The 21,232-nt window shown below is 36.5% G+C and carries 19 protein-coding genes; 2 read left to right on the forward strand and 17 right to left on the reverse strand.

All coding sequences use genetic code 11. From position 1 onward, the window contains the following. Positions 1-41: 41 nt before the first annotated feature. The 4 genes from OQX63_RS15680 to OQX63_RS15695 form a co-directional block, all read right to left on the reverse strand. Positions 42-2,765, reverse strand: a complete 2,724-nt coding sequence (locus tag OQX63_RS15680; protein ID WP_322974441.1) for a TonB-dependent receptor — start codon at positions 2,763-2,765, stop codon at positions 42-44. Next, on the reverse strand, positions 2,716-2,949 hold the full coding sequence (locus tag OQX63_RS15685; RefSeq protein WP_029274124.1) for a DUF1456 family protein: 234 nt from the start codon (positions 2,947-2,949) through the stop codon (positions 2,716-2,718). Before OQX63_RS15685 ends, OQX63_RS15680 begins: the two co-directional genes overlap by 50 nt. A gap of 111 nt (positions 2,950-3,060) precedes the next feature. Beyond that, a complete protein-coding gene (locus OQX63_RS15690) occupies positions 3,061-4,365 on the reverse strand; it encodes a DEAD/DEAH box helicase (RefSeq protein ID WP_265851771.1) in 1,305 nt (434 codons plus the stop codon). Between the two features lie 50 nt (positions 4,366-4,415). Next, the gene (locus OQX63_RS15695) at positions 4,416-4,634 is read right to left on the reverse strand and encodes a hypothetical protein (protein ID WP_265851772.1); all 219 of its coding nucleotides are present in this window, start codon (positions 4,632-4,634) and stop codon (positions 4,416-4,418) included. Positions 4,635-4,848: 214 nt separating this feature from the next. Between OQX63_RS15695 and OQX63_RS15700 the strand changes: the two genes are divergently transcribed. Together OQX63_RS15700 and OQX63_RS15705 are read left to right on the forward strand one after the other, a co-directional pair. Further along, the gene (locus tag OQX63_RS15700; RefSeq protein ID WP_205056488.1) at positions 4,849-5,322 is read left to right on the forward strand and encodes a ribonuclease H-like YkuK family protein; all 474 of its coding nucleotides are present in this window, start codon (positions 4,849-4,851) and stop codon (positions 5,320-5,322) included. A gap of 463 nt (positions 5,323-5,785) precedes the next feature. Further along, complete coding sequence (locus tag OQX63_RS15705; protein WP_265851773.1) at positions 5,786-6,253, forward strand: SRPBCC family protein; 468 nt, start codon at positions 5,786-5,788, stop codon at positions 6,251-6,253. Positions 6,254-6,259: 6 nt separating this feature from the next. Here the strand turns inward: OQX63_RS15705 and OQX63_RS15710 are convergent, their stop codons facing one another. From OQX63_RS15710 to OQX63_RS15770, 13 genes are all read right to left on the reverse strand, one after another. Next, complete coding sequence (locus tag OQX63_RS15710) at positions 6,260-6,838, reverse strand: hypothetical protein (protein WP_265851774.1); 579 nt, start codon at positions 6,836-6,838, stop codon at positions 6,260-6,262. Positions 6,839-6,933: 95 nt separating this feature from the next. Continuing rightward, a complete protein-coding gene (locus OQX63_RS15715) occupies positions 6,934-7,959 on the reverse strand; it encodes a porin (RefSeq protein ID WP_265851775.1) in 1,026 nt (341 codons plus the stop codon). A gap of 36 nt (positions 7,960-7,995) precedes the next feature. Next, complete coding sequence (locus OQX63_RS15720) at positions 7,996-9,402, reverse strand: ammonium transporter (protein ID WP_265851776.1); 1,407 nt, start codon at positions 9,400-9,402, stop codon at positions 7,996-7,998. A 350-nt stretch (positions 9,403-9,752) separates the two neighbouring features. Next, entirely contained in the window at positions 9,753-10,697 is a 945-nt protein-coding gene (locus tag OQX63_RS15725; RefSeq protein ID WP_265851777.1) for a TIGR01212 family radical SAM protein, read from the reverse strand. Positions 10,698-11,430: 733 nt separating this feature from the next. Continuing rightward, on the reverse strand, positions 11,431-11,940 hold the full coding sequence (locus tag OQX63_RS15730) for a hypothetical protein (protein ID WP_265851778.1): 510 nt from the start codon (positions 11,938-11,940) through the stop codon (positions 11,431-11,433). A gap of 2 nt (positions 11,941-11,942) precedes the next feature. Continuing rightward, a complete protein-coding gene (locus tag OQX63_RS15735) occupies positions 11,943-12,554 on the reverse strand; it encodes a hypothetical protein (RefSeq protein WP_265851779.1) in 612 nt (203 codons plus the stop codon). Positions 12,555-12,778: 224 nt separating this feature from the next. Then, positions 12,779-13,390: a hypothetical protein gene (locus tag OQX63_RS15740; protein WP_265851780.1), complete on the reverse strand. Its 612-nt coding sequence runs from the start codon at positions 13,388-13,390 to the stop codon at positions 12,779-12,781. Between the two features lie 3 nt (positions 13,391-13,393). Next, positions 13,394-14,437 carry a PAAR-like protein gene (locus OQX63_RS15745; protein ID WP_265851781.1) on the reverse strand — a complete coding sequence of 348 codons (1,044 nt, stop codon included), beginning with the start codon at positions 14,435-14,437 and terminating at the stop codon, positions 13,394-13,396. Continuing rightward, a complete protein-coding gene (locus OQX63_RS15750) occupies positions 14,437-15,273 on the reverse strand; it encodes a hypothetical protein (RefSeq protein WP_265851782.1) in 837 nt (278 codons plus the stop codon). Before OQX63_RS15750 ends, OQX63_RS15745 begins: the two co-directional genes overlap by 1 nt. 110 nt (positions 15,274-15,383) lie before the next feature. Continuing rightward, a complete protein-coding gene (locus OQX63_RS15755) occupies positions 15,384-17,189 on the reverse strand; it encodes a type VI secretion system Vgr family protein (RefSeq protein ID WP_265851783.1) in 1,806 nt (601 codons plus the stop codon). Positions 17,190-17,224: 35 nt separating this feature from the next. Beyond that, a complete protein-coding gene (locus OQX63_RS15760; RefSeq protein WP_265851784.1) occupies positions 17,225-17,941 on the reverse strand; it encodes a hypothetical protein in 717 nt (238 codons plus the stop codon). Between the two features lie 5 nt (positions 17,942-17,946). Continuing rightward, positions 17,947-18,483, reverse strand: a complete 537-nt coding sequence (locus OQX63_RS15765) for a hypothetical protein (RefSeq protein WP_265851785.1) — start codon at positions 18,481-18,483, stop codon at positions 17,947-17,949. 1,066 nt (positions 18,484-19,549) lie between these two features. Further along, on the reverse strand, positions 19,550-20,992 hold the full coding sequence (locus OQX63_RS15770; protein WP_265851786.1) for an APC family permease: 1,443 nt from the start codon (positions 20,990-20,992) through the stop codon (positions 19,550-19,552). Positions 20,993-21,232: the final 240 nt, after the last annotated feature.

Genomic DNA, 21,232 nt, shown 5'->3' on the forward strand with positions numbered 1-21,232 from the left:
AAATAACTAAACACTAAACTAAATAATCTGGGTATAAATATTTATTCCTCAGCATTAATGTTACTGTTTAACTTGCTGTTTTTGCCGCCAAACTGGCTCAGGTTATAACTTAATGTTGCTTGTATAAAGCGACTAATAAACCTCGTTCTATTCTCAGAAATGGAGTTATTGGTAATACTTGTACTGAATAATGCGCCCTGATTAAACAAATCGTTCGCCTGGATAGAGAAAAGCAGCCTGTTTCCTTTCAGAAAAGAAGTATTCATTCCCATATTTACCAATAAAGGATTCCCTGCATATAAGCTATATCCAAAATTTAAACTTTTGGAGGCTGAAGCATTTAACCTGAAGTGTTTAGTTGGAATCCAGCTTGCACTTCCACTCAGGGCCACCACCTGCACATTTTTGATATTCTGGTTCATTACCGAATAAGTATTGGAACTGAAACTATATGATGCACTGGTATTAAAAGCATATTTTTTCTGGTTGAGGTTAAATTTAAAACCATTAGAAATGTTAATGCCTCTGCTACGGTTCAGTACATTATCGGTATAAAAAACATTGTGACTGTAGGCAATATTTCCATTTATGGATAGAGAAAGCTTATTATCCAGCATTCTTTTATTCGCGGAGTAATTTGCACCAATATTATAAACACCGTTCACATTTTCGAATGTAGTCTGCTGTTTTAAACTATTTAATGTATCCCTGAGAAAAACCGTATTGCTGACCACACTATTGATCGCAAAGGTACCAGATAAGCCTGCCATAATACTCAAACCCGATTTGATCCCAAATTTATTATAGCTAAAATCGGCCGTATGGCTCGCCGTTGCTTTAAGATCCGGATTACCGATAATCAGGTTTTGTACGTCATTGTTGTTCCTGATGGGTTGTAATTTATTAAAATCGGGCGAATTGGTGGAGCCGCTATAGTCAAAGCTTAAACTTTCATTTTCTTTCATCTGATAGCTTAAATTGGCCGATGGCGAAAAATTTAACTGATAGTTTTTAAGTTTCTGCCCGGTATTGCGGTATTGACCAATAATGATACTAGGAGAAAAATTAACGCCAAAGTTGTAACTAAGCTGGTTTTTGTTGGCATTATAACCGATACTAATGTTCTGGTTAATAAAATTCGAAACGTAATCCTGCCCGAGTGAATCAACTACAAAACTATTCCCAAATGGACTGTTAACCGTAGTAGCTTGCAGGTTGCGGCTTCTGCTTACCATAAAGCGATATGATACATTGATAAAATTATATCCTGTACTATCTTTCGATTTTTTTAGGGAATTAGAAAACTGAATATTGCCGCCAAAATTAGAACTTGAGGTATTATTATCTACCAATCGATTCAAAATTGAATCTTTAAGTAATATATTGGTGGTTTCGTTATAATAACGGATCATATCGTTAATGCTGCTATTGGTATTTCCGCCACTAGAACCAAAGCTGAAGCCCATAGATAGTGAACGTCTATTATTGGATAGGCGCCGCGACCAGTTGATACTTCCATTAAGATTGGGATTGCTATTCCTCGAGCCTAAATTAGAACTTAGGTCCTGCCTGATAATTCCTGTTTTATTTGAAGTAGAAAAAGCATCATTACGGGTATCGGCCAGTGCGCCCGCAAGCATAACATTAAAATAATTTTTCTTTGTAGAACCGTTTAAACCAAGGTTGATGTTATTCGTCAACGAATTGGAAGTATTACTACTTTCTCTTAAATCGTAAATCGTCCCCTGCGGATTAAATGTTTCAAGGTAGTTACTCTGAATAGATTTATTGGTTCCATCACTAAAATCATAACTACCATTAACCGTAAATTCTTTTGAAATCTTATCTCTGATATTACCGCTTAAGGCACCATTATTCGATTTGGCAAACTCATTATTGGTTATGCCATAACGACCTCCAAAACCAATCTGTTTTGTTTTCTTCCAAATGTTTCCTTTTCCTGCTAAATTATGTGCATTATTGGTAGCAGTATTTGTGTTTACTCCACCAAAAATGCCTTTATCCTTCCCTGGCTTCATGACCAGGTTTAACATTTTTTGTGGTGTACCCGTTTTAATGCCTGTAAAATTGGCTTCGTCGCCATAATCTTCAATAACCTGTATTTTGGCAATAATATCTGCAGGTAACTGCTTAATATAATCCTCTACATTGTTGGTAAAAAAATCTTCACCGTTTACCCGCAGCTTGGTCATTTTTTTTCCCATAGCAGTAACAGCACCTTTTTCGTCAATCTCAATCCCTTGCAGTTGCCTTAGCAGATCTTCTACTTTATCGTTTTCTCTCACCGTATAAGCTCCTGCATTATATTCGATGGTATCTTTTTTGATTTTAATGGGATCTACTTTTACTTTAACCTGCACATCCTCCAGGCGGATGGTTTCGATCTGGAGCATAACAGGATCTAAAACAGCATTTTTTTTCGAAGATTCAATTTCGTAAATAGAAGTAAAAGACCTGTAGCCCAATGCAGTAATGGCCAGATAAAACTTATTGCGGGTTACTTTTACGAATGCAAAGTTTCCTTTCGCATCAGAATTAGTGCGGAGGGTATCTTCGCCGGTGATTAATCGGATGCTTGCGCCTTCAATAGGCTTCTTCAAAGAATCGATTACATGACCACTTATTTTAAACGGAGACTGTGCGAGAGCGTTAAAGGAAAATATGATCAGTATAAAAAATAATAAAAAGCATAAATTATTGCTTTTTCTCATCCCTCGGACCCCTTTTATAAATGACAAGACCATTTAAAAAATTACGCAGAATCTGATCGCCGCAAGGTTTAAAATTCTCATGGTCTTCATTTCTGAAAATATCGCCAAGCTCTGCCTTGGTTACCTTAAATCCGACAAGGTCACAAATGGTTATAATATCTTCTGTTTTAAGTGATAAGGCTACTCTAAGTTTCTTTAATATATCGTTATTGCTCATTGCTAATTATAAGGATTATAATGGTGGAATAGTTTAATGTTGCAAAATGTTATTTTTTTTATCTAGCTATCCAGACTTCCAACTGCTGACTTTGGACTTCTGACTCATCTTCTAACTGGCCACTTCTAATTTAAGTTTCTTTCCTTTAATTTTCTCACCGTTTAGTTTTTTTAACAATTGGGTTATCTTGTTTCTTTTTACTGCTATATAACTGGTTGTATCTTTAACTTCTATTAATCCTAAATCATCCTTTGTTAAATCTCCCTTTTGTAAAAACAAGCCAACAATGTCAATTTTATTAATTTTATCTTTTTTGCCATGTGCCAGGTATAAGGTTACCCAATCGCTAGCTTCGGGTAAGGCATATCGCTCTTCCAAAACTTCCTCCTCAATATCGTCGGGCAAATATTTGTAGTTTTCTCCAGTGGTTAAAATAGCGTATGCTGTTCCTTTCGCATGCATACGTGCCGTACGGCCATTTCGGTGAATATAGGCATCTTTGGTATAGGGCAATTGATAATGCACAATATGCTCCACTTCCGGTATATCAAGCCCCCTGGCAGCCAGATCTGTTGTAATTAAAATCCGATGGCTTCCATTTCTAAATTTAAGTAATGCTTTTTCGCGATCGAACTGCTCCATTCCACCATGAAAAACATCGTGACCTAAACCATTTTCGAAAAGCAAATCACTTATCCGATCTACTGTTTCCCTATGGTTACAGAACACCAATGTATTTTTACTGCCTATTTTACTCAGTAATCTAAAAAGGTAATCTAATTTATCAGCTGCAGGTACTGTTATTTTTTTGAGCTTTAAATCTGGCTTAGCTTCGATATTTTTTGAATAATCAACTTCAATAGGAGCATTTAACTTTACAAATGCGGGAATTTCTTCCATTTTGGTAGCAGAAGTAAGTATGCGCTGTTTTAACGAAAGCAGTTTTCCAATAATGTACGACATATCACTTTCAAAGCCAAACTCCAGCGCTTTATCAAATTCATCCAAAACTAAGGTTTCGATAAATGATTCGTCAAAGTTTTGATGCTCCAAATGATAGGCTATTCTACCAGGTGTTCCGATCAGAATGGCTGGTGGATGTGCAAGGTTATTTTTTTCTACCCTTACCGCATGGCCACCGTAACAGCAATTTACTTTAAACGAAGTGCCCATTTGCTTAAAAACCTGCTCTATTTGCAGGGCAAGTTCTCTTGATGGAACTAAAACCAAAGCTTGCACGCCATTCACCCCGCTCTTTAAATTGGACAGCAATGGCAATAAAAAGGCCAACGTTTTTCCCGAACCCGTTGGCGCTATTAATATTACATCTTTACCCGTCTTTGCTGCTTTTACAGCAGACTCCTGCATTTCATTAAGTGCAGAAATGTTTAATTTTTTTAAGGCATTTTCTATCATTCCGCCATAAAGGTAATCATTTCTCTTCAGGGCAAAAACGGCACCCTTTGTTAGGGTTTGAAAAATTTTCTCCGCAGTTTACGGAGCGTAGAAAAATTGAGTCTTTTATCCAGCAACATTAACATCTTACCGCGTTTAGACATAGAAGATATTACCTTTTCATTAACGGCATCAACTGAAGATAAAATTCTGTCAGTTAGTTCATCTACAATTTTATTCGCTCTGCTATTTTGTAATAACTGGAGCTCTTGAATTAATTCTGCTCTCATGATTAACAAATTTTAATGAATGTATAAATATTAACGGACCGATTAATGATTTGTTTCACTTAATTAGAAGTTCTTCTAGATTATTTTAACTAACTTGTTGATAACTAAGTTTTTGTTAGCAAATAAACAATCATGACTTAACATTTATTTAATTTTTAGCGCTTATTTTTATAAAAACCTGATTACCATTCGTTAACCTTAAAAAAAACAGTGTATGACGTGGAAAAAATTTAGTGGTGAAATTATTCAGTCTTCAATCCTCGAAGAAATAGAAAACGCAATTATCAGAGAAAGTGAAAAAGGCTATAAACTTAAAGTTTGCATCGGTACCGATTCGCAGGTTAAAGGTGCAGTAACCGATTTTGCAACTGTAATTGTACTTTTAAGAGAACATCACGGTGGTTTTATGTATATCCACCAGGAGAAGAGCACACAGCAGGTGAGTATCAAAGAAAGAATGTTAATGGAAGTACAGAAATCTATTGAAACTGCCTATTCCATTTGCGATTTACTTGATATTTATGATGTAGCTTTGGAAGTACATGCCGATATCAATACCAATCCATCATTTAAATCAAATAAAGCGCTGAATGATGCCATGGGTTATATTTTGAGCATGGGCTTTATTTTCAAAGCCAAACCAGAAGCATTTGCCAGCTCTACCTGCGCTGATAAAATGGTGCATTAGGATAAACGCTTTGACAAATTTTTTATTCAAATACTAGAAATTTGTCAAAGCTGTACATTTAATGTAAATAATTTACAGTTTATTTTTTTGGAAAGCAATTGCAGTAGCTTTTTGGTTATTGCAGTCCCGCTCCCGCTTCTGCCGACTGAAATATCGGCATCTCGCTTTGATCGGGTTTAGGCGGCTTGAACAGTAGCGCTATCAGGGGTAAAATAAGCATGCAGATACCAAGTTCATACAAAACCTGAGGGCTAACTCTTCAACTATAAACAACATGCATTTACAATATACTTCTATAATTTATTCAAGCTGCACGCTTTCTTTTTGGTCTTCGCGGTGAAAAAGGTGAAAATCTATAACAGATTTAGTCTACCAAATTTAGCAGTCTCTACGCTTTGTTGGAGAACTGTGCGGTTAACTCCAACAAAACGGCAACTTTGTTGTTGTGCTTTAAAATAAAAAATTGAAAACGTACAGATTAGAATTCACCCAAAAACTGCCAATCGATCTGGATACAGCATGGGACTTTTTTTCTTCGCCAATGAACCTGGCTGAAATTACTCCAAAAGACATGACTTTTGATGTCACCTCGCCAAATATGGCCAACACCAAAATGTATCCAGGTTTAATTATTACCTATAAGGTTTCACCGATGTTTGGAATTAAATTGAGCTGGGTAACAGAGATTACGCATGTTCAGGATAAGGCATATTTTATCGATGAACAGCGATTTGGTCCTTTTGCGTTTTGGCACCATCAACATCATTTCGAAAAAATAGATGGGGGTGTATTTATGCGCGATGTTTTACATTACAGCATTGGCTGGGGACCAATTGGTGCTATTGCAAATGCAATAGTGGTGAGCAACAAAATAAACGAAATTTTTAAATTCCGTTATCAAAAGGTTGAGGAATTGTTTGGCAAGTTTTAGCTTTACTTACCATTTTTTAGTTGAAATGGTTTCGGCTTTCTTTTTGGTTTTATCTAACTTATTGGTGGCTAAATATTTTTTAAATTCATCACCAAATTTTTCGACTTTATTGTAGGCACTGCTTAAAATGTCTTTCCATGCACCTGCCCCAAGTTTACCAGGTGTACGCTCTAAAGGTACACCAATTGTTGTGGCAGGCACAAAATTACCATAGCGATCCCTTTGATAAGGAATAAACAACATTTCAGTTAACCAAAACCTATATTTTCCCTGGCGCGCCTCGAAAACAAAATTATAGCTTACCTCCCCGCTAGGGTGACCGGCAACCAAAATAGTCTTATCGATTACCATTGTTCCTTTCGCCACAACAGAAGAATCGGTAACAGTTTGTTGTGCCATCGATTTTTTATAGACAACATTAACAAAAGATTTAGCCCTTTGCAGTAAAGTATCTTTGTTTACCAATTGCGAATCTACCACCTGATAATAGATAAATTTGCCGTTGTCATCTTTAGAAAACTGTTTCTGCTGTGCAGATAATTTAACTGAAGAAATGGCGAGAAAACCAAAAAGAATGTATTTCATGGATAGGAACTAAAAGATAAAACTAAATGTTAAAGATAAAAAAAGCCATCCTGATTTTACACCAGGACGGCTTCATATTTTTCAACTTTATTTCCTTAAAAAGCGTAAACTGCTGCCAGCGAAAACTGACCACCATTTGGTGCAGCTGCTCCACTTTTGTTAAAGAAAGGTTTGTCGCTATTGTGGTCTAACCTTACCTCTGGGATAAAAGTTAAACCGCCCGATTTAATGTTTGCAGTAAGCGTAACTGCAGTGAAAGCCGTTTCGGGAACCGCCCCTGCTGCTTTAACCTTGAAATATTCACCCCTTAAACCTATTGTAACAGCATCAGCCACAGCATACTGAGGATATAATGCAGCACCCGCATAACTTCCTGGTACAGAACTATCTTTAATATCGTAATTGGCCGCATTTAAACCCAATTTAAATTTCTCTGTAATTTGATATGAAGTCGTTAAATCCACAATAGTTCCGTATCCACCAAAACCAGCACCAGATAAGGCATTGATATAAGCAGTCCAACCCTCTACCGGAGCAACCATTAATTGCCCGCCCACTGCAGATACACCGCGTGTTGCACTATAAACGTTCCAATCATTAAATACACCCGCCATTAAACTCACTTTATCAGAGAACTTATAGGTTGCTTTAATACCAGCATTCTGGAATGGACCATTGGTGAATAGATATGAGGTAGAGTAGTTGAAGTTTCCAACCGGTGAGATTACTTCATATCCGATAAATGTACCCATATAACCAGCTGTCATACTAAATTCATCAGTAAAATCGTAGTTAACGTACAAGTTTTGGATATTAAAGGATGAACCACCAGCCGCGGCATCAGGTATAGATTGCGATTGTCCTCTTGGGCCAAATGAAAGTTCGCCGACAAATGAGGCTTTACCTGTTTTTTTCTTCAATGCAATATCAATCATCCCAAGGGAAACAGAGTTGTGATCGGTTACAAAAGATGTTTTGGCATTTAAAGGATTTTTCGCAAAGTCATATTTAAAATAGGTATCTACCGATCCTGAAATTTCAAGTGGAGATGATGTGGTCTCTTGAGCAAGGGCACACGTAGTGCTTGCCATTGTAAAAATAGCGGTTAAAAGTTTCTTCATGTTTGAGCTTGATTTGAGTTTAGATATTTAAAGTCTTTAAGAAATTGGTTCTGTTAATGGACTGTTTCTTTCAATGTAGATGGCCCTCTCCTCTACCAGTAAAGTACCTTGAGAGTATTTTTCATCATGCTGAGAAGCATCAAGACCTAGTTCTTCTTCTTCTTCAGAAACCCTGATTGGATTGATCAGATTTACCAGTTTAAAGATTACAAACGATACGATAAAACTGAATGCAATTACAATTAAAGCACCTTTTAATTGGGTTACAAAAAAAGTAGGGTTACCATAAAACAAGCCATCTGCACCGGCAGCATTAACGGTTTTAGTTGCAAAAACACCAGTCAAAAGCATACCTACAATACCACCAACACCATGGCAAGGAAAAACGTCTAACGTATCATCTAAACTGGTTTTTTGTTTCCATGACACCACTAAATTGGAGATAACTGCAGCAATGGCACCAATAAATACGCTTGATGAAATACTTACAAAACCTGCACCTGGCGTAATGGCTACCAAACCAACTACTGCTCCGATACAAAAACCTAATACAGATGGTTTTTTACCTCTCGCAACATCAAAGAACATCCACGATAAACCTGCAGCACCTGCAGCAGTATTTGTTGTTAAAAATGCAGAAACAGCTAAACTACCAGCACTTAATGCAGAACCGGCATTAAAACCAAACCAACCAAACCATAATAAACCGGTACCAATTAATACATAAGGAATATTAGCTGGCGGAACCTCTTTATGCTCTAAGTGAGATTTTCTACGTTTCAGTACCAATGCACCTGCCAAAGCAGCCATACCTGCAGAAATGTGTACTACTGTACCACCTGCAAAATCCAATACACCCATTTTTAACAAGAAACCTTGTGGATGCCATGTCCAGTGTGCCAATGGTGAATAAACAAATATGGCGAATAAAACAATAAACAAAATATAAGAGGTAAAGCGGATACGCTCTGCAACAGCACCAACTACTAAACCTGGTGTAATGATGGCAAACATTAATTGAAACACAGCAAATAAAGATAGCGGGATAGTTAAGTCCGCTCCTCCCTGAAGATGAGGCGCTCCAGAATTTACACCTTTAAAAAACAAAAACGTTGATGGGTTTCCGATAAAACCACCAATAGTGTCTCCAAATGCCAAACTAAAACCCACTACTGTCCATAACACGGTAATTACGCCTGCTGCTACCACACTTTTAATCATGGTAGACAATACATTTTTACGATGAACCATTCCACCATAAAAGAATGCAAGACCCGGAGTCATTAAAAACACAAGCGCAGCTGCGATTAAAATAAATGCAATGTCTGGACCACTATACTTTCCTTCATCAAAATTAGGAAGAAGTGGAATAAATAGAGCGAAAATTGCGACAATCATCAATATCGCAAAAGGCGCGTACTGTTTAAAGGAGAATTTACTCATAGTTTTTAGGTTAATTTGTTTGTAATATTTAAATAATTAAAAATATGCTTGATTTATTTTCATAAAAATACGACATATTGTATTTTTAACACCATTTTATTGAATTTTTTTAATAAAAATGAATAATTTTTATAAAACAAAACAAAAAACAACCTTTAAAATAAAAATAATGAAAAATAAGAGTGTTTTCAATAAGAGTTTTTAAGAAAAATAAAATCAAATATTAACCCTATTTGACATTATTTTAGCTAAAATTCAGCAATAATCACATCAAAAATTGATTAAAAAAACAAAAACCCATGAAAAATCACGGGTTTTTAACGAAAAAATATAAAAAATCTAATATTTCACTAAAGATACGCAGAACCCTGAACAACCCCTCTTTTTTCAATTTCTTTATCCATATAGGTCTGAATTGCCGATTTATTAAGCCCCCAGTTAGGTGCAATCAACAAATCCCAATCCGAAATACCAAAAAGCCGTTGAATAACAATATCCGGACGCAATAAAGGGATTAACTCACAAAGTAAATCAGTATATTCTTCAAGGGAAAATAATTTGAAGGGTTCTTTTTTATACTTAGCACCCATTATCGATCCTTCTACCACATGGAGGTGGTGAAACTTTACAAACTTGATCTGCGGAAAACGGTTAATTTCGTGAATGTAACCATACATCTGTTCTCTTGTTTCCCAGGGGAAACCAAAAATGGTATGTACACAAAGATCGAGTTTACTGTCTTTTAAAAGTTCTACCGCAGCTACAAATTCGCCATGACTGCAACCTCTGTTAATCTGATCGAGGGTTTCATCATAGATAGATTCCATACCCATTTCTAAATCTACATCGAAACGATCGGTATAACTTTCTAACAGCGCTACCTTTTCAGCATCAATACAATCAGGCCGAGTACCTACTGCAAACCCCACAATATCCTCAGTATTAATAGACAAGGCTTCATCGTACATCATCTTTAAATAATGTACAGGCGCATAGGTATTGGTATTTGGTTGAAAATAAACGATATACTTATCCGCTTTATAAGAAGTTTTAGCCCTTAACATCCCTTCGGTAAGCTGATCTTTAATATTCGGATTCTGACGCGAAGGCTCTGGTGTAAATGAATCTACGTTACAATACGTACAGCCGCCAAACCCTTTACTCCCATCCCGGTTGGGACAGGTAAAACCACCATCTACAATCACCTTAAACACGCGCTGTCCTTTGTACTTTTCGCGAAGATAAGTTCCGTAATTTTTATAACCCTTTATCCCTGAATCTACTAGTGTTCCCATTATTTACAAAAATACGCTTTTTGTTTGAGACGGGGAGTTAGTTTTAAGATTTGAGATATTAGATGTGAGATTGCCTGAGCGATAGCGGTTAGCGGTTAGCGGTTAGCGGTTAGCGGTTAAACAGCTTTCCACGAATTTCTGTTTTACCTATTTAAGAATGTTAATTAATTTTATCGCATTTTGGACAGGTAAATGGCAGCATCCCTATTTCCAAATTGTTTGGTCACTTGCAAATGTACTATTGCATTTTTATTATCTTTCTTCAGATGATAAACAACACCTAAACTCTACGCCAGAATAATAGCCCGTCAGTTCGCTTTCGCCATTTTTTACAGTTAAAGCTTGTACCAGATGATATTCTGCGGATTTTAAATCGTTAAGATGTAATTTACATTCGCACAATAAAGCATGGGCTACAGGAAAACCATTATTTAGCGATTCATGGAAATATTTACTGGCCTCGACATATTTTTTTGATCGTAAAACTCAAGTCCTTTCTCAAATTGACTAAGGGCTTTATCCTTTTCGATTTCCCTATTGATGAATGTAATATTCGCTTGATCACTAGTATTGAATAGCATTTTATAAACTAGAAATGCCATGAATAATGAGAATAAAATACTGAATATCAGTTTTTTTACATTTTATTTTTTTTCACATTACATTAAGATACACATTATGACCTCGAAATAAGCACCAATAAATATACAGACTATTTTTGATCGAATAATGATTAGAGAATTCTTCCTTCACCAATAGTAATGCTATTTTCCTGTATGAAAGTCCTTAATTTAAAATTGAATTTGGACAACTTTTCCATATATCCACTTCCCATTCCAAGGTTAATACAATTCAAGCGATAACCATTTTTAAAGGTCATATGAAAAGCCATATCCTGAATTTTAATAAAGGCAATATCTGTTGCTTGATAAGAACTTATCAAGTTATTATCTATCGATGATATAGTTAAATGCGCTTTGTAAAGATTAAGATATCCATAACTTGTAAATTTCACAATCAACAACCAACCCAACAATCCCCAAGGAATGAATAATACGATAAGCAAGGTAATGATCGACATCTTTGCCGGGTTTACACCGATTAGGCCATATATGGAATCCTGAAAGACAAATGATAAAACTACAGAAACTAAATAGCCGCCAAAGATTAGAAAACCTGTAAGAAGTGCTTTACCTAAAGAAACAGGTAATCTGAATTTGATTGATGCAGCAGGATTCTCCATGATTAATAAAAAACTAGAATTAAATAGTAAACAAAAACTACAAAAAAGACAATAATATAGGTCTTATTGTTTTGATATCTAACAAAGGCTCCAATAAAAAGCAGAAGGTTTAAAATCATTAAAAAAAATAATGTTAGCCGGCCTATCTGCTTATGAAGAACATATTGCAAAACTTCTATATTATAAGATATTTTATTGAAAGGTTCTGATTCCAAGCGTAAATAGATATACGACGAGTCTTTACTTCCCGACGTATTTAATACTGTATAAAAATAAGCTTTCCTTTCTTTTTCACTTTTTAAAGCTGGATTTAACCAGTAAATATCTTTTGAAATAGTACTTGAAGGAGGGTCTTTGTAAATTTCTTTTATTTTATTAGCAACAAAAAGTCCGGCAATACCTGTATAAGTCCCCTCAAGACTATGATCGGATCCTTTAATCTTATGTTTATATATTACTGAAGATCTTGCACCGCGACTTATTTTTTTCGAATCAACTAAAATCCCTGTATTAAGAACAAGTTTCTTATCCAAAAAAACTTTTTTACTTATAATAATTATAAGCAAAGCTATTGGCAAAACAATAGATAATATTGCAAGTATTTTAAACTTCATCTTCCAGAACTGTTATAGCATTTCGCGCTGAAGATTCGGCATTATTAAGCGCATTTTGTAAATCTTTCAAATCATCAGCAATTAACCAATTGCCACATGCCCTAACACACCGTATTTAAATACATTTTTCATATCTCATTTTAGATAGGTATAGCAGTATCTCATTGCCAATTGTTTAACCTTCATAAAATACAGCCACAAGCCAGCCTAAAACCGTTAATTTATCATTTTTTTTCAAACCGTTTTTTAAATTCGTCTTTTGGCATGATGTAGGTTAAATAGGTTAGTACATTGTGTTTGTATTGTTGATCAGTAGGCTCTAAGCTTTCATATCCATTAACTGATCCTTCACTCTCGGAAGTAATTCGGATTGGCTCACTTATTCCTTTAAAATTAAAAATTGGGATTGGTTTTTCCTTTGTACCGTATAATGGGTTATTAAGGTCATCCTTATTTACCCATGCATTTATCTGAGTTCCGTACATAACAGATGCTAATGGAAAATATAATTGATCATTAACATCATAAACACTTACGATAAAATACTTTTTAAGAAGGGAATCCCTAAATCTAACAGAAATAATATTACCACTTAAACCTTTAAAACCAATAGCGCTAGCTCCTTGTCGATAGTGATCAAATCCTACATAATCTTTTGACAGATAATATGGATCGTCTTTAGGTATCGATAATTTGACTGTAGCTATTGCATCAAAAAAATTCTTATAATACTTTTCACCATCATTTTTACGTACCGTGATTTTATTGTACAGAAATACAAATAAGGGAAATAGGACAAATACACCTATAACCCATCCTATAAATTGTTTATTCATGAATTACTTATTAGAGATAACTGAAATACTATTTTTACTATCAAAAAGGTTTTGTGATCTTGCAACATCACTCGCTTTATCTTCATAAGATTTTTCCCACATATCAGTGGTTTCACCAATAACAAGATTTGCGGCTGCCCCCATTAAACCATTTTTCATATTGGATAGTTTGAAATCATCTATTACCCTATTTTTACCAATAGCCGTTGCTACGCCTCCCAATAGCTGCGTACCAGGACTTTTAACTAACACGCCTGCTCCATAAGCTACATATCCTGTTCCCATTATCAATGCACCCGGGGCAGCAGTACCTGCTACTGTGCTTGCTGTTGCTTCAACCGTTCCCCCAACAAAAGGTGTATCAGCTACATCATCACTCATAACGGATTTAGCGATTAACTTGTCCTCTCCAGACCAATAGCCCAATGGTGTTAAAACTCCAGTTGTAACAGCACCTAGCACACCAATACCTTTCATAGTTAATCCAGTGATTATTCCCATTACCAATTGAGAGCCTAACTGAATAGCTACTTCTTTTCGATTATTGCTGCTAATCTGTTTCGCGGCTTCTTGAGCAATAACCGGATCTATTATCAGATTTAAAACTCCACCTTTTGGACAGGAAAGGAATGACTTATTTAATAACGCTCTTTCTTTTTGTATATATACAGTTGAATGAACTTGCTTCCACTTAGCATCCAATGTAGAATCACAGTCATGGGCAATTTTTATGCCCATCATTACACCTGAACTCACAGCTACAACGCTCGCAGCAATGATAACCGCAACCAAAAGGCCACCTGATAACACGCAAGCTGCACCTATTGCAATACCTACTGCTAATGCAGCTAAACCACCCCAAAATTTTGCAGGGCTTTTACATTTAAGACTGCCGGATATTTTATTGTCTACAATTGTTAATAGGGGAACATTTTTGCTTTTATATAAGGTTCTATATGGCCGTGTAGATTGTGCTGTTTGCGGACTACTGGACATCATGTATGTGCATATAACATTTGTTCCCTGCGGGATGTACGATTCTGCCATTACTCTATTTTTCTAAGTTTATAATCAACGCTTAACTCAACATTATTCTTCACTTCTTCGGAAATACTTAAATCGGCCTGTAAAATCCATTTATCTTTTTTATCCAATAAAACTTTTTCTACAATGCTAGCATCATAAACGGAGAATTTATATTTTACTAGCGGCTTATATTTTAGGTCATAAAGCTGCTCAAACTTCTTTGCATCTTCTTTTTGCAATCGTCCTGTATTATTGTATTGAACCTGATTTTCGTTTTCAGCAATGATGCTCTTGGTAAAGTTTAAAGTAGCACTTTGACCTTCAAAAAGTTGGGAATAAAAAGGCCTTTTATGCTCTTCAAGATTTAATCTGTCACTAACCAGGTATTCATCAAAAAACAAATCATAAAACATCTTAGTTTTTAAATCATCTATCAGGTTTTTTTCTATAATGATGGTGTTTTCAGCCACAGTTAAAAATTTTAACACATTTAACTTTGCCTCAGGGCTCTGCACTCCGGCAAATCTCTTTTCTAGTTCTGCCCTATATTTTTTCCATTTCTCAATAATTTCATCATGGTTAATTATTCTATCAATATCCCCATTGGTTTGATTAACGGCTACTATGGCTGTACTTTTAACAACATCAAGTTCAATAAGCAGGTTAATCGTTTCCTGCAAGCTATCCGGATAAATATTTACAATATTTTCTTCCATTTTTACATCAACTGTCAAATTTGACTTACCAGCAGATTTAATTACAGAAAATTCTCTCTTTGTCTCTGCATGGCTTTGTATCACACCATCCATTTTAGTTATGGTTATTTGTTCAACCCTATATCTTGCATTACCTTTCAAAACTGGCCCTTCTATAACTTCCGGTTGATCATTAACCAGGTTTTCTTTTAGGATATCAGAATTCACGGTTTCACTTCCGTCATCAAAAAACTTAAATCTACTGCTCATAATTAATTAATATCTACTTGACTACCTGTTATTGTTTGTACACCTGCTGAAGTTTGGGAAATGGTGGCATCCGAGCATACTACAATCGCACCCTGCGATTCCAAATTATAAGTTTTGCTACCTACATTTACCCCGGTTGTTGCAACAGTACCGATGTTCACAGTTGTACCCGGTTTTTCACCTGCATTTGCATTAATGACTTGGGTACCTTGAATATTGATTACTTTACCAATAATATCAATGGTTCCATCTTTCTTTAATGTAATGCTGCTCTGCCCTGTTTTGATGACAATGGTCTCCGCAGATTCCGCAGTAATTAACCCTGGACCGTTTTCGATTTTAACAAAATTTGCCGCATTGGTACCCAGGTTTAATGCATGGTTAAGGTCATCAAAACTTAAACTGCTTCCTTTTCTGGATGTAAGTCCTTTGGTATTACTGTTTTTAAAGCCGCTGCTATCGCCACTTTTACCATGGTACACACTCCCCATTACCACCGGCCTGGCTACATTTCCTTCTTCGAAAGCGATAACTACCTGGTCGCCTTTTTCTGGAATAACATGAAAACCCCTGTTTTTCCCGGTATCGCCGCTCCCTGCATTCGGGCTGATTACCCTCAGCCATTCGGTAGGATCGTTAGTTTGGCACTCCCATTTAAATTTAACTTTCACCCTACCCTGACCTTGTGGATCATCATTATCGATCACATCTGCCAGTTGCATATCTGATTGTGGCTTTTGGTAATTCTTAACCATGATACGCTCCGTGGTAGCCACCAAACCTTCGAAAGTATTGCTGTATTTACCAGTTCCATCTATCTGATGGTTGATACTGGTAATCAAAAATTTGCCCAGACTTTCAGTTGAAAAAGCAAGCTCTTTCCTGATACTCATAGTAATTTCGGCAATGCTGCCTATACTAAGCTGAGCATTATCGCCACTGGCATTAATTTTTAACAGTTCGCTAATGTGTGCTTTCTCTTCATTTTCTACATGGCTTTTAATATCGTTGCTGTTATCAACCCTGATTAAAGACGGCTGATTAAAGGTTTTGCTATACATGGTATTCGATGCCTTAATGGCATGCGCCAGATCTGGATTACCGTCGGCTTTACCTGCACTTTCACTGTGCAGCATTTCGTCCTGTTTAGGATTATAGGCAAAACGTTTGTATTTGATGGGCGAAACCTCCATGGCATATTGCAGGTTAAACACATCGCGGCCATAAAATAGCGGTACTTCTTTTTGCTTATCTGGCTTTCCAAAATTAAGCTGCTTTCCGTCATAGTAAAACCACTCATGATACTCGCCTGATAAACGGTTCAGAAATTCAAAATCGCTTTCGCGGTATTGTATAAGGTAATCGATCGCCGCTTTTCTTGATGCATTGCATACAATAGTCAGGTCATTAGCAGGTGTATCATTAGTGGCCAGCTTAACGATGGTATCCAGGTCTTTATCTAAATAAGAGCCTAAATCTGGTCCGCGGTCTATTAATATGCTAGGACTATAGCCACTTACAATAAGTACACCATGGTAACCGTGACTTTGCGAGAGTTCTACTTTTGTAACCAGTCCGGCAAAATGTTGCAGGTTTTCTGGCGAATAGCCAAAGGAAGCAGTTAAGGTTTTACCCACGAAATCGCGACTATCATCTAAACTGATTAAACCAGGAGCACCCAAGTGATCATGGTTAAGATGAAGTTCAAAATAATGGTGCTGGTTAAAAGCCTGTAGCAGATTAAAAGAAGCAAAATGAGCAATTGCTGCATCTTCTATACTAATTTCTACGATAAGTTTATTTTCCATAATGTGTTCTATTACTGTTGCTGTAGCGCTTTTGGCTACATAGTTCTGTAAACTGCAATTTTATAAAGACCGGGATAGAAATGCACTTCAAATTGCGTACCTGCTGCATTTCTCTTAAAAGATGCTTCTATAACCTTTTTGGTATAGGGATGCACTTCTATCGTGTTGCCTATTTTTAAATACCTATTGCCGATCATGGTATCGATATCATTAGGCCGTACATGGATGCAACCATGTGATTCTGTCAGTTGGAAAGGCAAACCCGCAGCGGTTGCCGCTTCATCAGGAGGTGTAGTATGGATAAAATCGCCCATAATATATTCTTTACCATTCATTTTACGGTCATTGTTCAGGTCTTTAAAATATTTGACCGAAACATGCCCAAAATCATTGAATAGCCATTTAGTGGGAATTGGAGAATTGGGATAGAGATCACGCTGGTATTTAAGAATGTAGCTGGTAACCCCTTTCTGATCGTTTTTATACTTTCCCCATTCTGCGTTTACATCGGTTAGCTTTTTCCATTGTCCAGCCAATTTCAACATGACAATACCGCCACTGATTTTCATTTCAGTTCCCCATGCAATACCCGACCAGGTGGCGTACCGGCCATAACTCACGTGTTTTTCGATACTCTTGATCACAAACCTACCCGTAGTGGTGGAGGTTTGTGCATGACCATCACCTCCCATTTTAACGTTCGAAGGTCCGCCGTGCGCATCATATTCCTTAATTTTTACGAGCGTATTCATTGCTATTATCTATATTTTAAAACCTCAACCATGGTTACATGGGCGAGGTCCAACTTTTGGTTATTGTTAAACGTTAATTTTAACGCGGTATTGGCGTTAATATTAATCTGTACCGGTAATGGCTGTTCGGTAACGCCGATCATCGGTTTTTCTTTTCTGATATCCCCAAAATACCGGGTAAAATCTCCAATAGTTAAAGAGTCTGTAATCGACTGAGGTACCAATAATCTAATTCCTGCCCTAACAGTAGCAATATCATTATTTTTATAGGGGTAAACGATGATGCTATCATGACCAATTGCTTTACTGTTATAAAGGCCAATGGGTAATTTATGGGCAAATGCCTTGTTGATTGCAACGATACCCAGATCGTTAAGTTTGCTTAAAGGTAATTTGGTTAAAGAATCTGTATAAGAAAGAAAACTATCATTTATACTGGCTTTCTCTGCCAGCATATGGCCGTTTTCTTCATCTGGCTTTTTACCATTGCCACTACATCCCGAAAAACACAAAATTGTTGCAGCGATTAACGTAAGAAACATGTGAAGACGACCGGATAAGCGCATAATTTTCATTTAATTAATTTCTGTTGTTGTAATATTGGGCAATAAGTGGAAATTATAGCCCTAAAATGTAATCGATTCTTCAAGCCCAAACGACTAAAGATCTATACAGCTTCCTTTGTACACCTAAAGCAGCGACATCATCGGAATATATTAATTTTTAATAGATAGGCATGCTGAAGTACCTGGTACTTTTTGCCTGAAAAATTTAAGCTAGCTTTGAAAGCCATAGTTTTAAAATTTAAAGGTTAAAATTTGATTAGTATAGCTAAGCTATTAGGCCTATTAAACCAAATATCAGGCCAATTATGAGGCACTATGCTCATTAACAACCACTAAGACCGAACCTAAAAAGATCAAAATAAATGTTAAGATGGCTTTGAAATGGATTTAAACTAATAATACAGGTTAATAAAATTGTTGAAAATTTTTCACTAATACCTTAACATAACTTACCTTTTTGTAAGCATTAGTCTATAAAATGATACGCTATTAGGGGGTTAGGGGTTAGGGGTTAGGGGTTAGGGGTTAGGGGTTAGGGAAAACAATCTGCCATGAACTAGGTTTAAAACACGTTTCTTATTTTTTTTGAAAAACAAAACTTGCATTTCCTAGCAGTGCTAAATCCCACCAAGTGCTCATACCTGCCCGTTCGTTCATGCGGGTGCCTGAAGGCCTTAGACGCAAGCCCGGTATCCGCCATGTCGGGTTTAGAACACATTTTTACCTGCACAGGTTTGAGTTAGCTAAACCCGGTAGCAGCGGGCACGATCCCGATTTTTCATCGGGAGAAGTAAAGCGGATAACGGGGCTTTGGGAACCGATTGACACTAAACCTTGATTTTCCTAATACAAGAAAGATATGAGATGCTAGATTTGAGAAGCTATAGCCATAAAATGCTTTACAGATTTAATTGGAGATCTATCCATCCCGCGAACCGTCATCCTGAACTTGTTTCAGGATCTATTCTGTAAGGCACTTAGATACTATTTCTATTTTGAAAACAATTCTAGCACGATATTCAATGATCACATCAAAATTAGCTTAATTCGACTGCTCTTTTTTATTAATTAAAAAATATACTGGTACGCCAAGCAAAACAATGATAAGTCCTGGCCAGGTATATTGTTGTTTGTAAATTAAAAGCAGTATGCAAAATGCTGCGCCAATTAACAGGTAAATAATTGGTGTGATTGGATACAACCAGGTTTTGTAAGGCCTCTCTATTTGAGGTTGTTTTATCCTCAAGTAAATTACACCGAAAACAGTAATCATATAAAAGAGCACAATAACAAAGGAAATCATATCTAAAAGATTACCATATTGTCCACTTAAACATAAGGCGGCTGCCCAAATGCCCTGCATCCAGAGTGACCTTTCGGGAACGCCGTTTTTATTGTTCTTAAGTGCTGCCTTAAAAAACATGCCGTCTTGTGCCATGGTTTGAAACACCCTTGCCCCTGCCAATACGATTCCATTAACACAACCGAATGTAGAAATCATCACCAGCAATGCAATGATAACTGTACCTATACCGCTACCAAAAATTTGTTCAGAGGCTGCAACCGCAACCCGATCATTAAGGGCGAAAGCAATATTATCCCTGTTTAGGGTATTGAGATAAATGAAATTAACCAGTAAATAAAGAATCATTACGGCCGAGGTGCCTAAAACCATAGAACGCACTACATTTTTTTTGGGGTTTTCGATCTCTCCCGAAACGAAAGTTACGTTTTCCCAGGCCACGCTAGAAAATACAGAACCCACCATGGCTGCTGCAATTCCGCCCATTATGGTCATCCCCGAAATAGATTCCCATCCCGATTTCAGAAAATTACCACTCGGGTCTGTTTTAAGATTATTAAAAGCATTCCATCCAAAACTCATATTTCCTGTCCAGAAACTGTTTTTCACCAAAAGAAAGCCCAGAATAATCAGACCGATTAAAGCGACGATTTTAGAGCCGGTAAAAATATTCTGCAATATCTTACCGCCCTCAACACCTTTCGTATTAATATAAGTTAATAGCAGAATAACGCCAATAGCTAAAATCTGGATCCAGGTAATTTTATATCCACCGCTTTGGAAAATTGGAGCAGCGTTATTTAAAGCAGGGATCAGATAGGCTGTAAATTTACCAAAAGCCACTGCAACAGCTGCAATAGTACCGGTCTGAATGACGGTAAAAAGTCCCCAACCATAAAGAAAGCCCATCATTTTACCAAAAATCTCTTTGAGATAGGTGTATTGCCCACCCGCTTTAGGAAACATAGAAGAAAGCTCTCCATAAGAAATTGCTGCTGCAACTGTCATTACTCCAGTTATGATCCACACTACAATTAACCAATAACCAGAACCTAAATTCCTCATGATATCGGCACTGACAATAAAGATACCGCTTCCGATCATTGAGCCCATTACCAACATTGTGGCATCAAAAAGGCTTAATTTTCTTTTGGAAGGTCCGCCTTCTTTTTGAATTTCCATTTTAAGTTCAGTTTAGTTTTGGGCTAATTTATTTAAAAAAAAGAAATTGTAGGATATTATTTTCTGATGATAAAATTTTATTCGTAGATGCTGTGAAATTTTAACCACAAGAATATTTTGTTATCTTGCTAAAGTGTTTCCAGGAAAGTGTTTGAAGCAGGGCGTTTAGCGCGAGGCGTTTGGCGACTAGCGTCGATTAGCAGTTTGGAGTTTAGCATTGGGCGTTTGGAGACAATCAAC

Origin of the sequence: Pedobacter sp. PF22-3 (assembly GCF_026239555.1) — a bacterium.
In the GTDB taxonomy this organism is placed as follows: domain Bacteria; phylum Bacteroidota; class Bacteroidia; order Sphingobacteriales; family Sphingobacteriaceae; genus Pedobacter.